Source organism: Pedobacter psychrodurus (assembly GCF_004331735.1).
In the GTDB taxonomy this organism is placed as follows: domain Bacteria; phylum Bacteroidota; class Bacteroidia; order Sphingobacteriales; family Sphingobacteriaceae; genus Pedobacter; species Pedobacter psychrodurus.
Genome location: NZ_SJSO01000002.1, coordinates 271939 through 287456, shown reverse-complemented (window position 1 = coordinate 287456; position 15518 = coordinate 271939). Strand labels below are relative to the sequence as shown.

Here is a 15518-nt window from a genome sequence, read left to right as displayed (position 1 = left end):
TATTTGGTTTGTTGTTTATAAGGTTGAAGGCGTAAGGTGTAGGGTGATCGACATTAGCCTTAACCCCTAAACCTTCTACCTTTCTACCCTTGCAATACTTCTCTGGCGATTACAATTTTTTGTATTTCTGATGTTCCCTCGCCTATTGTACATAGTTTACTATCACGATAAAATTTCTCAACCGGAAAGTCTTTGGTATAACCATAACCACCAAATATCTGAACGGCATCTGTGGCTACCCTTACCGAAACCTCTGAAGCAAAATATTTCGCCATAGCCGATTCTTTTGTCATAGGCAGATGTCTGTTCTTTAAATCTGCCGCCTGGCGGATCAATAGCTCTGCAGCTTCGATCTCTGTAGCCATATCAGCAAGTTTAAAACTAATGGCCTGAAAGCTGGAAATTGGCTGTCCAAACTGTTGCCGTTGTTTAGAATAGGCTACTGCTGCATCAAAAGCACCTTTCGCAATTCCTAAGGCCAATGCGGCAATAGAAATTCTTCCACCATCTAAAACCTTCATGGCCTGTTTAAAACCTTCGCCAACATTGCCTAATAAATTGGCTTTCGGTACGCGGCAATTATCAAAAATCATTTCTGTGGTTTCTGATGCCCGCATTCCGAGTTTATTTTCTTTTTTCCCTGCTGTAAAACCAGGTGTACCGCGCTCTACTACAATGGCCGAAATCCCTTTCGAACTTCCCTGCTCTCCTGTTCTTACCATAACAACCGCAACATCACCACTTTTGCCATGGGTAATCCAGTTTTTTGCACCGTTTATAATGTAATCGTCGCCATCTGCAACAGCAGTGGTCATCATCCTTAAAGCATCCGAACCTGTATTGGCTTCGGTTAATCCCCAGGCACCAATCCATTCGGCTGTTGCCAGCTTTGGCAGCCACCTTTGTTTTTGTTCTTCATTGGCAAACGCCAGAATATGGCAAGTACATAAAGAATTGTGTGCAGCTAATGACAAGCCTATTGAGCCACAAACCCGGGCCACTTCTACAATTACATCAACATATTCCTGATAGCCCAATCCAGAGCCTCCATATTCTTCGGGAACCAAAACGCCCATTAAGCCTAATTCTCCGAGTTGTTTAAACAATTCGACAGGAAAATGCTGTGCCTCATCCCATTCCATTATATGTGGACGAATGTTTTTCTCTGCAAAATCGCGGACCATGGCCTTTACACTTTGCTGAGTTTCTGTTTCTGAAAAATCGAAGCTTACGCTCATTAAATTTATATTTTATAGTTAGTTGAGGCAATTATAAACAATTATTTGATAGTTAGTTACCATTAAATATTTGTGCAATTACAGAATGAAATGGTATTCGGTTCAATTAGTTTATCGGTTAATTTTAAACCCTGAAATTAACAGAGAAAGTTTTTTCTATTTTTTTCACAACTATAGCCGAATAAACTAATTATATGGGGTTTTGGATGAATATAGATAAAATTGAAGGAATGATAATATAGATGTATACATTCAGTTTTTCGCAAAACATTTGTTGAAAATGGATTCTTTTAAACCTTGCAAGCAATTAACTCCTATAACTAAACTGGAATAGGAAATACATAATTTTTAACTTAGTTATCTTTTTTTTTGGAAATCAGGTACAGAAGCGTTTAGCGCTATGCGGCCCTGCTCTACGTTTTTCCCGATGAAAAAATCCTATCGTGTGGACACATCTTTATTAGCCTGCATTTGTTTTTGGCATATATTCCTAAGGCGATCGTGCTGAACTTGTTTCAACATCCTTCCTGCTATTAACTGATCCTGATTCTTTAAGAAATAATAGTCTGGGCACAAATTTTGATTTTTTCCGCTCTATGCCGCGGGGGCATGGTAGTTTTTCGCAGATAATGTTGTTTTTATTTGTGCTCAAGAATGCTAGCGCATTTTGGAGCGCCAAAGTACCCAAAGCGCTTTGTCAATCCAGCAATGTGGCTTCTCACCGCCCACGCTCATCAAAAAAACAGCGGCACTTTGTTTAATCAGCTCTGTTATATAGTTTCTTTGGTCTGATTGAGCCCTTCGGGGTTTGCTCGTTTATGCTAAGTGAAAGTTTGAGAGATATTTTCACAAAACCACTGCGTTTTAGGTTCGGTAGTGCCATTTGTGTTATTCTGCAACTGTTTTTTTGATTCTTCCGCCACTTGGGATTGACGGCGTCCTTCTGTAAAATCTGTGCATTATTAAAGTTGGTTAGCGAAATGCCTAGACTATTCTTAAATATTTGTGTCCACACAGTAGGATGAAAAATCGGGACCACCCCGATCAGGTTTAGGTGGCACGGCCGGCACTATGATTTGGGGTTAACAAGCATTGCTCCTACATGATTAAACCTGATTGGAACGAACACGAATCCCGATTTAAGCACTTGTTTTTACTTTTTTATGGTGTGCTTGCTTGTTTCACAGGTTTTCAATCGGGAGAGTAAAGTGTAAAGCAGGGCTTTCGGAACCGATGAGCACGACCATTGCTTTCCACATCAAATTGAAAATAGATTCTTTTTAAACCTTCCAAGCAATTAACTCCTATAATTAACCTGGGATAGGAAATACATAATTTTAACTTAAGCTTCTAAAAAGAAATATAAGGGGTAATTTTATCTATAATCTGCTCATTTAGGAGGATAACCTTTTTCAGGTCAGATATATCCGAATAATTGCCATGCTGCTTGCGGTATTGAATAATGGCATTGATCTGTTTGTAAGAAAGATATGGATTGCGCTTTAAATCGTTAAACGTTGCTGTATTTACATTTATGGTTTGTAATGGGCTATTACTAATTTCAATCTGGTCTTTAATTTCGGCATACTTAGTAGAATCTAAACCATAAACTTCGAGCAACTGCTCTTTCTTATAAAAACCACCCAAACGTTCACGGTATTTAATAATTCTAAGTGCAAAGGTTCCGCCAATACCTTTTATCTCATCCAATTGTGTCGAGTCTGCCTTATTAATATCAACAATGACCAAAGTCTTTTTAGCATATTCCTTTTTTTCGAAAGGTGCATATTTTTTTGAGGTATTGATGGGCTGATCGGGTATATCAGTATAAGGCAATATCTTTTTGTACATTTCCGGCGAAATGGTATACATTTTCTGAAGATCTTCGGGTTTATAAAACTTACCGCCTTTAGCTGTATAATTGATGATCGATTGTGCCTGTCTTGCAGATAAGCCTAAAGTTTGCCACCCATCAATATCTAAAGTATTTGGATTGAATTTAAAAAGTTTAACCGGTTTTTTGGGATTTGAATTTTCAATCCGATCTCGAATAGTATTGGCATATGCCTGATCTGTTATAGTTATCTTCTGAATTTGTGCTAAAAGATTTGGATCATCATTTGAAACGGGCTGATAATTGCTATATATAATAGGTATAGCCTTAATTACCATAATAATAAAGACCAGAAACAGCAATCCATTAAATTCACCTTTGCTAACACCAAAATTTTTGTTGAACCAAATTCTCATTGATGTGATATGACATGTGTATTATAAATATAAATCTTATTTTTGGAATTGCAAAACAGAACAGGTTTTGCCTATCAACAATCTAAGAATTATATGAAGATCATAACTACATCTGAGTTTGCAAAAGCAACAAAGATAGATAAGCTAGGTGTACCAGGTTTAGCAGGTTTGATGATGGAGATCATGAAACTGAACGACATCAACGACGTATTCGCTCAAAATCAACACTTTAAAGGCTTAGAATTTGTAGACAAGATATTGGAAACCATTGGCGTTTCTATAGAATTTGATGATGATGATTTAAATAGTATTCCGAAAACAGGTCCTTTTATTGCCATTGCAAATCACCCTTATGGTGGTGTAGAAGGTTTGGCTTTAGTTAAACTATTGTGTACGGTTAGGCCAGATGCCAAGGTAATGGTAAATTTCATTTTGAAAAAAATACCAAACCTTGATGAATTTTTTGTTGCTGTAAATCCTTTCGAAAATGTGCAGCATTCTTCAAGTATCAGTGGATTAAAAACGACTTTCGATCTGCTTAGAAATGGAATACCGATTGGTATTTTCCCTGCAGGAGAGGTTTCTACCTTTAAATTAGATGCCCAACAGGTAACCGACAGAATGTGGCATCCTGTTGTTGGAAAACTAATTGCTAAAGCAAAAGTGCCTGTTGTACCTATTTATTTTCACGGCAATAATGGTGTTTTCTTTAATATTTTAAGCTTCATACACCCTACCCTGCGTACAGCAAAGTTACCTTCGGAGTTTTTAAATAAACATGGGCGCACCATTAAGGTACGGGTTGGTAAACCAATAGCCGTATCTGAAATTTCGCACATGAACAGTAGCAACAAACTGATGGACTTTTTAAGGGCCCGTACGTATGCGCTTGGTGTTGGATTAGATACGGAGAAAAAACTCTTTAATCCGCTAAACTTATTCAAAATTAAAAAGAAACCTGTTGAGGTAATTGAAGAAACTTCGAGGCTTTTAATTAAAAATGAGGTAGCGCTCCTGGAAGATTTCAGGGTTTGGACGGAGAAAAATTATGAAGTATACATTGTTCCAACTTTAAAAATTCCAAATATTTTAAGAGAAATTGGCCGTCTGCGTGAAATTACTTTCCGTGAGGTTGGTGAAGGAACTAACAAAAAAATTGATCTTGACAATTACGACATCTATTATAACCACTTATTTATATGGGATAGGGATTTAGAAAATATTGTAGGTGCTTACCGGATTGGTAAAGGAGATGAAATTTTAGAAAGCATGGGCCGACGTGGCTTCTACCTATCAGAGTTGTTCAAAATGAAAGATCAGTTCTACCCGATGTTGAGACAAGGGATTGAGCTGGGTAGATCGTGGATCAGAAAAGAATACCAGGGCAAACCACTTCCATTATTTTTACTTTGGAAAGGCATTTTAAAATACCTGATCGATAATCCACAATACCGTTATATGTTCGGGCCAGTGAGTATTAGCAACAACTTTTCTAAATTTAGCAAAGCCTTAATTGTAGATTATATTACCAAAAATCATTTCGACTATGAGTTGGCCAAATATGTTAAACCCAGAAACAAATTCAAAGCCGATTTATTACCTATTTCTACCGATACCTTAGTAGATAGTAGTGAATCATTCAAAGATTTAGACAGCATAATCGGAGACATTGAAAACTCGCATATAAAAATTCCGGTATTGTTGAGGCAGTACATGAACCTGAATGCAAAGATTATCTCATTCAATATCGATCCTAAATTTTCTGATTGTTTAGATGGCTTCTTAGTGGTTGATACGCATAATATTCCACCAGAAATGCTCGAAAAGCTCGGCAAGAACCTATAAATTAATTCAATAAAAAAACCCAGACATCCATCTGGGTTTTTTATTATCAACTAACCTAAACTTTATAAATACTAACCAAATATTTATGCCACAAAAGTACTTCTGACTTATTAATTTGGTATTAATGAAATGTTATTTATAGAATTTTCTTCCTTACAATTTCTTAATCGATTAATACGCTGTTGTTCATATTATTCCATTATCTTTAGGTACTCTTTATGAGCTATGATAAACATTCTTCTTCGTGAGAGCCGAATGTTTCCCACCCTTATATTTAGCTCAAATAAAAAATCATTTATCAAGTTGGTTCCCTAACGGAATCAATTTTGAACTATAATTATGACAGTCATTTCTAAAGAGAATTTTTCAAAGGCAACAGGCATTTGTAATATTCCAATCCCTGGTCTTGCTTCCTTTTTAATGAAGTTCTTGAAGATTAACGACTTCAATGGAATTATTAGGGATGCTAATACCTTAGAAGGAGAAAAATTCGCTAATCATATTCTGGATGTTCTGGGCGTTACTATTCAGATCAGTGATGAGGATTTAGCCAACATTCCAAAAGAAGGTGCATTTATTGCGATTGCAAACCACCCCTACGGTGCTATAGAATCATTGGCATTATTAAGTACTCTTGCCAATTACCGACCTGACACGATGTTTATGGGGAATTTTCTGTTAAAGAAAATCCCAAATCTTGAGAAATGTATTATCGCGGTAAATCCGTTCGAAAAAGTTCAGGATTCATCAAGTATTAGCGGATTAAAAACAACTTTAAAAGTTTTAAAAGATGGCAGTCCTGTTGCTATTTTTCCGGCAGGCGAAGTTTCTTCTTATAAATTCAGAAAAAATCAGATTACCGACCGCGAATGGCATCCCGTGGTTGGAAAAATCATTTCCAAAGCCAATGTACCGATACTACCAGTGTATTTTCATGGCAATAATGGCATCTTTTTTAGCCTGCTGAAATTTATACACCCTTCGTTACAAACGGCAAAGCTAATTTCAGAGTTATTCAACAAAAATGGTCACCAGTTAAAAATCAGTATCGGCAAACCCATTCATTTGAAAGAAATAGACTGTAAAGATTGTAATACCTCGCTTTTAAAACATTTAAGAAAGAGACTTTATGCCCTAAAAAAGTAACCTGATCCGAATTCATGAAAATCCAATGTTAATTTCCCGTTAAGCACCGTTTCATTGTTCACGTAAAGAAATTGTTGCTTTTACGTTAATAATAAGTAAATTTAATGTAACCAAATATGGAGCGGTTTGAAAAGAGGGATATACATATATGTTTTGAGGACTATTTTGTTCGTTTGCCTGATGATGAATACCGTCATCTCGAAGGGACAGAACCATTCTTTCGATTTTTATGATGGAACTTTTAACTTTAGTATCGATTCTTCAGTAGTTTTTCCAATACCTAAAACAGCAACTACATCAGCCGTTTCAAACTTTTACAGCCGCATCTCTGCTGGCCAATATGCGCCTCTTATTTCGTCTTTAGAAAAATACCAGAAAAAATATCATTTAAACGACTGGATTTATTATCAACTAATCCGTAAAACAGCTGAACAGATTAGCCCGAAAGCAGATAATTATTTTGGCTATACTTTATACAAATGGTTTTTACTGAGTAAATGTGGGTATGATGCAAGGTTAGCTGTAGGCAATGATCAGGTTATCTTTTATGTAAGAAATGAAGAGGACATCAGCGATATTCCGTTCTTTATGGTTGACAATAAAAAGTTTATGTGCCTTAATTACCATGATTACGGTAAACTGTTTAAACAGGCCGATGCTTACAAACCTGTTAAAATTTCAATTCCAGAGGCTAAAAACCCATTCTCTTATAAGGTTACTCGAATGCCCGATTTTAAACCAGAAAGTTATCAGGAAAAGGATATTGAATTTAGCTACCGTCAAAAAATTCATCATTTTAAGCTAAAAGTTAATGAAGATGTACAAACCATTTTTAAAAATTATCCTGTAGTAGATTTTGAGAGTTATTTTAATATTCCTTTGAGCAGGGAAACGTACAGCTCTCTTATTCCCACCTTGAAAGAAAACCTAAAACACATGGATCAGAAAAAAGGTGTTGATTACCTGATGAGATTTACCCGTTATGGTTTTTTATATGAAGATGACGGTGAAAATTTTGGCAAGGAGAAACGTTTCTCGCCTGAACAGACATTATTAAGTATCTACAGCGATTGCGATGACCGGGCGGCACTATTTTTTTATTTGGTAAAGGAAATATATAACCTGCCGATGATTGCCTTGCTATACCCTAAACATTTAACTATTGCCGTTCAGTTTGACAAACCAATTGGCGAACCAATTACTTATAAAGGCAAGAAGTACTCGTACTGCGAGCCTACACCCCAGGCTCAGAATCTAAAAATCGGACAACTTTCTTCAAATTTCAAGAACAGTAAATATGAAGTGGTTTATGCCTACGAGCCTGTTAAGAAATAGGTCCATCGCATTAAACACAAGAACGTACGTTAAATTAATGTTAATAAATCATTATCTTATCAATAACAGGCTGATTCATTAGCTATTTAAGGTAATTTAGATCTCTTATTTTGAATTAAATCTAAACCTTGTCTATGTCTGCTGTTATCTATACCGTTTTAAAAGAATTTTTTGTTGAGGTAAACGGCCACGCTATAAAGGCTAGAATTATGTCGCCAATTAATGATGGCAAAGTTTTCGTTTTCAAAATCAGTTCATTTTACAAAAGCAAAACCAATGCTGATGCTTACGAACCGGCATCGACATTTACCTCTTATGCAAATGCTGAGCGGCATCTGCTCCAATACCTGGAAGGTATCCAAAATACGTTGGATCTGGGTGGTGATATAGCACCCGGAAATACTTTTTAAATATTTTCTTTATCGTCTTTCTCCGGAGGAAGTTCTGATTGGATTACCTCTTCTTCAAACTCTTTCTTATCCTTTTGGTTTCTTATGATCAGGTAAGCAATTAAAATAATGACCAGAACTACAACGCCGATTAATATTGGATAATTCATATTCTTTCGATTAAATTCTTACCTATGTGATTTAAACTAAGTTATGAGAAATATTTTATATGTTAACCACCAAGCCATGTGTTAACATAATCATAATATTAATTTAACTTTCTGTTTTTTTACCTTTGGAGAAATCACATAAGTTCTAGATGAAAAAGAATAAATCCAAGTCGAAAAATCATTCGACAAGCAAAAAATTACGTAAAGAATTAGAATCGAAATTAGCCCTTGCATTTAACGAACTTGTTATTCAGTACGGCAAAGCAAAAAAAACAGATAAAGTAATCGAAAAATTTGCAAAGCAATTAACTAAAAAAGTTACTTTCCATACTCAAGATGATTCTATAACGCCGTATATCAAAGAAGAAGAAAGCGTAACTGTAGCAACTGAGCAAACGCTCGACAAGAATACTCCAAAGAAAAAAGTTAAAACTGATACAAACAAAACCGCATAAAACAAAGAGGGTGTCCGAAAAGGTCGGATACCCTCTTTGTTGATTTATACTTTCTTAATAAATGACCGATGTTCGGAGCAAAAATTAAGGAATCGATATTTTCATGCCACATCTATTGCAAAATTCTTATCTATAAATTTAGAATTTTACCTTTTTGGACACCCTCTTTTTTATAATATATTAATGTTTTATTTATGTAACTATTGTACTGCAACATTTGCTGTTGCAGTTGCTGGTGATGTGTATTTGCTAGTAGTTAAAGAACATTGGATTTGATAGCTACCAACAGCACCAAACGAGATTTCAGGTAGTCGAGGCTGAGAAGCCCAAGAAACATCAGGAACACCTAAGTTAGCTGTTCCATTTGTCGGTACTATATTCCAGTTATACGATGTACCTAAAAGTATGTAACTCGTTTCAAAAGTACCACTTTCGTGCATATTCAAACTATTAACACCAGATATATATGGAATTATCGCACTATTAGGATTAACTGGATAGAGTGAACTCATCAGCTGATTGTCTGAGGTATTTATCGGAAAGACATAATTGTTAGCTCCTCCACTATTCATAATTGAATTGGGAATACTATTATTTTTCAAGCCTAAAGAATGGGCTATTGCGCGTGTTATTGCTACTATTGGATTGATATTAGAGATTTGATTTTGATTAAGCCCAACATAAATCATACGACCTGCGAGTCCATTACCATTCGGAAACTCTGCCCTTACAGGATATGAACTTGGCTTATAATCAATAGTAATGTCAATTGGTGGCAATGGTTGATTTCCGAACTCATTAATCACATGTAATTTGATATCACTATTAGGATTAGAATTCCATAAATGAGCCGCAGTAATAACATCCCAAACACTCATGGTCCATACAGATGCTTTTACCAGTATGTAAACGTTGTGTTGTCGATCATTGTTAATCAAAAATTCCCCAGCATTTTGAAAAAGCGTACTTTTTCTAATTAGGATATCATTTTCAACTGTATAATATTCACCTTCTGAAGATATTCCCGAAGTACTAAATCCCATAGATTGAATCTTTGCAATAGTGGTAGCATCAATCGTGGGAGGGGTAACAACTGGAGGTACTATATAAATCCCATATCTAGTGGAGGAGTAACTTATACGATTTATATTGTTATTATCTAAATATTCAAACCTCAGAATTAATTTACCATATTGCTTATTCGCTGGCAATGATGCATCTAAATCAGCTAAAATTGCCTGACTTGAATTATAATCGGAAGATGTTATGTTTCTTGTAAATAAAAGCAGGCTTGTTGGATCATCTGGAATGTTTGAATCACTACTTTGATTTTCTGTGTAATATAGCTTAATTGTACAATTACCAGAAACAGATCCTCCACCAGGATTAATTCCCCTAGTTACAGAGACAAGAAACTTAAAAGGAGTTGCAGAATTTATATTTGCTACTTTAAGAGATGTTCCTTGTAAATAATTCTGTCCAATTTGAAATGACTGTAATGTTATCTGAGCATATGCTCCTGTAGCTATTATCATAATAGCCAGCAAAATAAATATTTGTTTTTTCATATTATTTCTCGTATGTGGCTTTATATTCATTTGCAGTATCGTACTCAGATTGAACATCTGCTAAACTTTTATGATACCAACCATATACAACAAATTCTTTGTTCTTTTCATTGTATACAATTTGATCCTTTGGCGCAGTGGTAGTTATAGAAATAAACTGTAGTAGTTTTGAAAACTCAATTTCTGATACTTCCGTTGTTTTAGTAACAGGTTCGATTTTGATTTCATCTTTTTTACAACCCGTTAGGGAGGAGATTGATAAAACTGCAACTATTGCAATTTTACGGGCATTAATCTTTAAATTTTCCATTAATCAAAAATACATGATGAATATTAAATCAAAATTAACTAAACATTAAGTTGTAGATTTAATAGCACTTTTTTTTTAAAATTTAAAATACGTATATGTAATTTAAATCTACAAATTACCTTAAAAATATCCCGTATCATTATTAATGGCAGAGACTTTTCAAAATATTTTATAAGCTAATTTAATAAACTTTAGCACCTGGGTTTAAGTCTACCCAATCTGTTGTCCAGTTATCAGTTGTAATAATAGCACCTCTTTTAGTCACAGCTGCGAAGAGTGAAGAGCCATCTAGGCTTACCAATGTTCCATCTAAAGCAGCAGAACCTGCATTAGGAATTAAGTCTGGAGCTGTAGGGTTTAGTGGAGCTTTAAACCTGCATCCATAACAGCAACCAGATTTATCTGTAAAATTCTAATATAAAAAAAGAGCCTGTATCATTAGTCATGATACAGGCTCCTTCAATTTATAAGAATTTCTTTTTAGTAAACTTTAGCACCTGGGTTAAAGTTTGTCCAACCTGTTGTCCAGTTGTCAGTTGCACTGAAAGCACCTCTGTAAGTCACAGCCGTGAAGAATGAAGAGCCATCTGGGCTTACCCATGTTCCAGCTAAAGCAGCAGAACCAGCATTAGGAATTAAATCTGGAGCTGTAGCGGTTAATGGGGCTTTTAAACCTGCATCTGTAACAGCTGCTAAAGTTACATTACCCTCTGTTTCTGCCTTTGTTTTGATTGCAGCAGATGTAATTACACCTTGTGCACTTGCATCAAAAGATTGATATGGATTAGCAACCGCATGCACTAAATTATTTTTAAATGTAGCAGCTCCAGAAACATAATCAGTAGCACTTTGTGAAGACTCAATTGAGAAACCAGCAGCTTTATATCCTAATAAAATCGAGTTGTTTAATGCAAACTGAGATGCTCTTCTGAAACGTGCAGCAAAGTTATTTGTAGAGGCGGCGTTATCGCTACCATTGGTACCAACAAACGTAAAGTTAGATAATACTGGCTTAGTTCTTGGGGTTGATGGGCCAGTGGCTGGAATAGTAGACTCATTATCACATTCAATACCATTACTTTGATCGGCAGCATCAAAATAATTAGCCAATTTATAACTTACCGCAAACTGGATTTTTCCAGAGTAACCGAAATCAAAGTCGAAATCATCATCAGATGTACCATAAGCAATTAAGTACTTTCCATTAACAGTTCCACCGAAGAATTCAAAAGCATCATCTTTTGCATAAGATACTTGAATGTGATCTAATGTTGTTGCGCTACCTACAGCATAAAAGCTAAGCGCGTTTACTTCACTATTAGCACTAAATGCAGTACCTGCATATTCTACACGTACATACTTTAGAGTACCCGAGTTGTCATTAGCTACAGTACCTAAACCAAAAGTTCCTGTCACACCACCCTCAACATTGGATGTTGAAGTTCTATTAGTTATTGAATTACCAATGATTGTGATACCTGACCAATCACCTGGGTTTCTATCACCTGCTGCTCTACCAGAGGTAAACACAATTGGTTTATCTACTGTACCTACAGCTTCAATTCTAGCTCCTTTATCTATTACTAGTGCTCCTTTTGAAGTCACATCACTCTTAATAACAGTTCCAGCTTCAATAGTAAGAATAGCACCACTTTGAACGTGTGTCTCCCCTTTTAATATCCAAACTCTATCTGATGTAAGCGTTTTATTTGCAGTAACATTGCTTGGGATAGTTTCTGGTGCTGCTGGCTCTTCTACTATCGGATCGCCATCATTTTTCTTACACGCAGACATTGTTACAGCTAAAATTGATAACGATGCCAATAATACTTTGAAATTTTTCATGTTTAAATTTTATTTGCACAAATTAACCTAGTTACTTTTAACTCAAAGCAAAGCATAGATCAATTTATTGTTAATTAATTATTTATTTTTAAGATCTATGTTATAACTGAAACCTATAGTGAAGTTTGTTCCGCTTTTGTAACTATAGTAAACTGCATCATCTGCTCGGTTAAAAGTTTTGTTATTTGGGCCAAAGTTTAAAAATGACACATTTGATTGATTTAAAATATCGGATACATTGAGTTTTATTTCTCCTTTGTTTTTTAGTACCTTTTTGGAAATCTGAAAATCAAATACATCACGTCCTTTTTCATAAATATTTGGTACAGATTCATTCCCTACTTTACCAATTCTATCTCCAATTCTGTTATATAACGCACTCATTGATAAACCAGAAACTGGAGAATTGTATTGTAAACCTGCATTAATCAAGAAGGGAGATAGGCCTTGCAACTGTCTTGTTTGAAAACCCGGAATACTCGATTGAACTTCAGATCTTAAATAGGTAAAGTTTGCAAAACCAATAAAATTTTCTAACCAACTGGCTTCTGATAAAAAGTTCAACTTCTTACGTACATCTAATTCAAATCCATAAGTGTAAGCTTTATCTGCATTTTGATAACTAAACTTTAAATTATCAGCTGTAGATGATCCGTCGGTAACCTGCTCAATTGGATTTTTAAAATTCTTGTAAAACACTGAGAAAGTAAATGCCTCACCTGGAGATGGATAATATTCGTACCGAATATCTGCATTGGTATTTTGACTTCTTACTAGATCAGGATTTCCACCAATTTGAACACCTTCTTCCTGATTGACGAAAACGAAAGGCGCCAATTCTCTTAGTTCTGGTCTGGTTACAGTTCTTGAACCAGAAAGTCTGAAATTAGACTTTTCATTTAAGTTATATGTCAAATTTAATGAAGGAAGCACATCAAAAAAGTCTTTCTCGTAAGATCTTTTTTGCCCTGTACTATTCAGGGCATCAATGGTTTGTTTATAACCTTCAGCTCTTGCTCCTAAAATTAAACGAAGCTTTTCAGCAAGTGCTTGATCTAACATCAGGTAACCCGCATTTAAATCTGTTTTCCCTGTATAACTATCTTGATTATTGGTGATCTCATCTAGCACAAATCCATCTCTGGAGATATTATTTGTACTGAATATGCTTTCTTTTGGAAGAATTAATTTATTTGCATCAAATTCACTTGAACTAGCTGGAGTATACAGGAAAATTCTAGCATTAAAATCTCTATCCCTTACTTGTTTCAAACCACCAAATTTGAATGTACCTTTTTTATTAAAAATATTAACAGGAAGATTTAGTGAAGCACTTCCACCATAATTATTCTCATTCAAATCAGAGAAAAATCTTTTAGTATTATCATCAATTAAACTAAATGGTGAGTTAGAATTTTGAATACTACCATACATAATTGTCCGTAAATCTGGCTGTTCTCTTTTAATTAAAGCATAGTTTAAATTCCATTCTAGTTTAATGTTCTTCTCACCTAACTGATGCTCGCCCTCTAATTGAGAACTTAATAGTGATTTTTGATTTACCTCAGAAGAGGTATATCTGATATCAGTATTTTGATTTATAAACCCATTTCTGTTTATGTAACTATCTTCGAATGATTGATTAAATAAGTTTTTTAATGAAATTTTATTCTTTCTAATTTTATATGAAAAGTTAGCAAGTCCACCCAAAGCTACATTGTATCTATAATTTAAATCTTGATATTTATTTATAAAGTTTATACCATCGAAAGCTTCTCGTTCTGCAATTCTCTGATTTTGCTCTCTTCTGTAATTTAACGAAATAATACTACCAAAGGTTCCTTCATTCTTGAACTTAGCTACATTCCCCCAAGTAAATTGATAATTTTGTAAAGGTAAAGCGGTATATTTTCTTTCAGCGTAAAGATTAGGAAACAATTTCGAATTAGCTATCCTAAGATTTGTCGACCCTCCATTATACACACCCCTAGTACTAGGGAAATTTGTCGGCAAACTCCTAGTTCCATCATCAAATCCTAAAAAGTCAGTACTGTTCCTTTCGTTCGAATAAAAATCTTTAAAAGTCGATTGGGTATTATATCCTGTTGAAACAGCGAAGTTGATGAATTTACTATCAGGTATGTCTTTTGTGACCACTTGCGTAACACCGCCAGCAAAGTCTCCAGGTAAATCAGGAGTTGCAGTTTTGTTTATCACAATTTTATCAATCATATTAGAAGGAATGATATCAAAAGAGAATGCTCGTTTATCAGGCTCTGTACTGGGCAACAAGGAATTATTGATTAACGCAACATTATAACGATCAGATAAACCTCTAATAACTAGAAACTTTCCGTCTTGAATACTTGCTCCACTTACCCTTTTTAAAACTTCAGAAGTGTTCTTATCAGGCGATTTTCTAATTTGATCTGCCGTTATGCCACTTGAGATACGTGTACTGTTTTTTTGTGAAGCATATAAGGAATTAATTGATTCTTGTTTAACTGATGCTGTAATTGTAACGTCTCCAAGGTTAGAACCGCCAGCTTCATCAAGAATGGAATTAACAACCGTTACCTGATTATTAGTTACTTCAATATCACTGATGTTTTTAGAAGTGTATCCAATATAAGAAAGGTTCAAAGTATATTTCCCAGATGTTAATCCGGCTATAGAATATCTTCCTTCGACATCGGTAGAGACACCTTTAGTAGTTCCAGCTATTTTAACCGTTACCCCAATTAAGGTTTCGCCGGTTTTTTTATCGGTAACTGTTCCAGAAATTTTTCCTGTTTGTGCATATGATAATATGCTGATCGTTAAAGCGAACACCGTTAGTGCCGCTCTTTTAAAAGAGTTTAGTAAGTCCAATTTGCCTTTATTTGATAAGGCAAAAGTATTACCACAGTGTTAACTACAAGTTAGATATTAATTAATATTACTTTACCTTAAGGTTAACTAAACGTT

Annotated in this window: 12 protein-coding genes; 5 read left to right on the top strand and 7 right to left on the bottom strand. The window is 34.9% G+C overall.

The genetic code is table 11. The annotated features are described in order from the left end of the window. Positions 1-83 precede the first annotated feature (83 nt). Both EZ456_RS03000 and EZ456_RS02995 read right to left on the bottom strand, forming a co-directional pair. Positions 84-1238: an acyl-CoA dehydrogenase gene (locus EZ456_RS03000; RefSeq protein WP_131527194.1), complete on the bottom strand. Its 1155-nt coding sequence runs from the start codon at positions 1236-1238 to the stop codon at positions 84-86. Between the two features lie 1350 nt (positions 1239-2588). After that, positions 2589-3488 (bottom strand): ComEA family DNA-binding protein, encoded by a 900-nt coding sequence (locus EZ456_RS02995; protein ID WP_131527193.1) that lies wholly within the window; start codon positions 3486-3488, stop codon positions 2589-2591. A 93-nt stretch (positions 3489-3581) separates the two neighbouring features. On the opposite strand from EZ456_RS02995, the gene EZ456_RS02990 reads away from it, so the two are divergent. The 4 genes from EZ456_RS02990 (at position 3582) to EZ456_RS02975 (ending at position 8224) form a co-directional block, all read left to right on the top strand. Then, positions 3582-5333 (top strand): lysophospholipid acyltransferase family protein, encoded by a 1752-nt coding sequence (locus EZ456_RS02990; protein ID WP_131527192.1) that lies wholly within the window; start codon positions 3582-3584, stop codon positions 5331-5333. A 339-nt stretch (positions 5334-5672) separates the two neighbouring features. Then, the gene (locus EZ456_RS02985) at positions 5673-6479 is read left to right on the top strand and encodes a lysophospholipid acyltransferase family protein (protein WP_131527189.1); all 807 of its coding nucleotides are present in this window, start codon (positions 5673-5675) and stop codon (positions 6477-6479) included. A gap of 180 nt (positions 6480-6659) precedes the next feature. After that, positions 6660-7814 (top strand): hypothetical protein, encoded by a 1155-nt coding sequence (locus EZ456_RS02980; protein WP_131527187.1) that lies wholly within the window; start codon positions 6660-6662, stop codon positions 7812-7814. A gap of 134 nt (positions 7815-7948) precedes the next feature. Next, on the top strand, positions 7949-8224 hold the full coding sequence (locus EZ456_RS02975) for a hypothetical protein (protein WP_131527185.1): 276 nt from the start codon (positions 7949-7951) through the stop codon (positions 8222-8224). Here the strand turns inward: EZ456_RS02975 and EZ456_RS25010 are convergent. Further along, positions 8221-8373: a hypothetical protein gene (locus EZ456_RS25010; RefSeq protein ID WP_165501222.1), complete on the bottom strand. Its 153-nt coding sequence runs from the start codon at positions 8371-8373 to the stop codon at positions 8221-8223. The two genes, EZ456_RS02975 and EZ456_RS25010, sit on opposite strands and share 4 nt — an antisense overlap. Positions 8374-8522: 149 nt before the next feature. Between EZ456_RS25010 and EZ456_RS02970 the strand changes: the two genes are divergently transcribed. After that, positions 8523-8828 (top strand): hypothetical protein, encoded by a 306-nt coding sequence (locus EZ456_RS02970; RefSeq protein WP_131527183.1) that lies wholly within the window; start codon positions 8523-8525, stop codon positions 8826-8828. Positions 8829-9028: 200 nt separating this feature from the next. Here EZ456_RS02970 and EZ456_RS02965 read toward each other — a convergent pair whose 3' ends face one another. The 4 genes from EZ456_RS02965 to EZ456_RS02950 all read right to left on the bottom strand — a co-directional run bounded on the left by EZ456_RS02965 (position 9029) and on the right by EZ456_RS02950 (position 15422). After that, entirely contained in the window at positions 9029-10396 is a 1368-nt protein-coding gene (locus tag EZ456_RS02965; RefSeq protein ID WP_131527181.1) for a hypothetical protein, read from the bottom strand. Position 10397: 1 nt separating this feature from the next. Next, positions 10398-10706, bottom strand: a complete 309-nt coding sequence (locus tag EZ456_RS02960; protein ID WP_131527179.1) for a hypothetical protein — start codon at positions 10704-10706, stop codon at positions 10398-10400. A 480-nt stretch (positions 10707-11186) separates the two neighbouring features. After that, positions 11187-12551, bottom strand: a complete 1365-nt coding sequence (locus tag EZ456_RS02955; protein WP_131527177.1) for a cell shape-determining protein MreB — start codon at positions 12549-12551, stop codon at positions 11187-11189. A gap of 78 nt (positions 12552-12629) precedes the next feature. Then, complete coding sequence (locus EZ456_RS02950) at positions 12630-15422, bottom strand: TonB-dependent receptor (RefSeq protein ID WP_131527176.1); 2793 nt, start codon at positions 15420-15422, stop codon at positions 12630-12632. Between the last annotated feature and the right edge of the window lie 96 nt (positions 15423-15518).

Bases quoted from the DNA above. Each gene is read 5' to 3' on its own strand.
- EZ456_RS03000 (WP_131527194.1), bottom strand. From the start codon at position 1,238: ATGAGCGTAAGCTTCGATTTTTCAGAAACAGAAACTCAGCAAAGTGTA.
- EZ456_RS02995 (WP_131527193.1), bottom strand. From the start codon at position 3,488: ATGAGAATTTGGTTCAACAAAAATTTTGGTGTTAGCAAAGGTGAATTT.
- EZ456_RS02990 (WP_131527192.1), top strand. From the start codon at position 3,582: ATGAAGATCATAACTACATCTGAGTTTGCAAAAGCAACAAAGATAGAT.
- EZ456_RS02985 (WP_131527189.1), top strand. From the start codon at position 5,673: ATGACAGTCATTTCTAAAGAGAATTTTTCAAAGGCAACAGGCATTTGT.
- EZ456_RS02980 (WP_131527187.1), top strand. From the start codon at position 6,660: ATGATGAATACCGTCATCTCGAAGGGACAGAACCATTCTTTCGATTTT.
- EZ456_RS02975 (WP_131527185.1), top strand. From the start codon at position 7,949: ATGTCTGCTGTTATCTATACCGTTTTAAAAGAATTTTTTGTTGAGGTA.
- EZ456_RS25010 (WP_165501222.1), bottom strand. From the start codon at position 8,373: ATGAATTATCCAATATTAATCGGCGTTGTAGTTCTGGTCATTATTTTA.
- EZ456_RS02970 (WP_131527183.1), top strand. From the start codon at position 8,523: ATGAAAAAGAATAAATCCAAGTCGAAAAATCATTCGACAAGCAAAAAA.
- EZ456_RS02965 (WP_131527181.1), bottom strand. From the start codon at position 10,396: ATGAAAAAACAAATATTTATTTTGCTGGCTATTATGATAATAGCTACA.
- EZ456_RS02960 (WP_131527179.1), bottom strand. From the start codon at position 10,706: ATGGAAAATTTAAAGATTAATGCCCGTAAAATTGCAATAGTTGCAGTT.
- EZ456_RS02955 (WP_131527177.1), bottom strand. From the start codon at position 12,551: ATGAAAAATTTCAAAGTATTATTGGCATCGTTATCAATTTTAGCTGTA.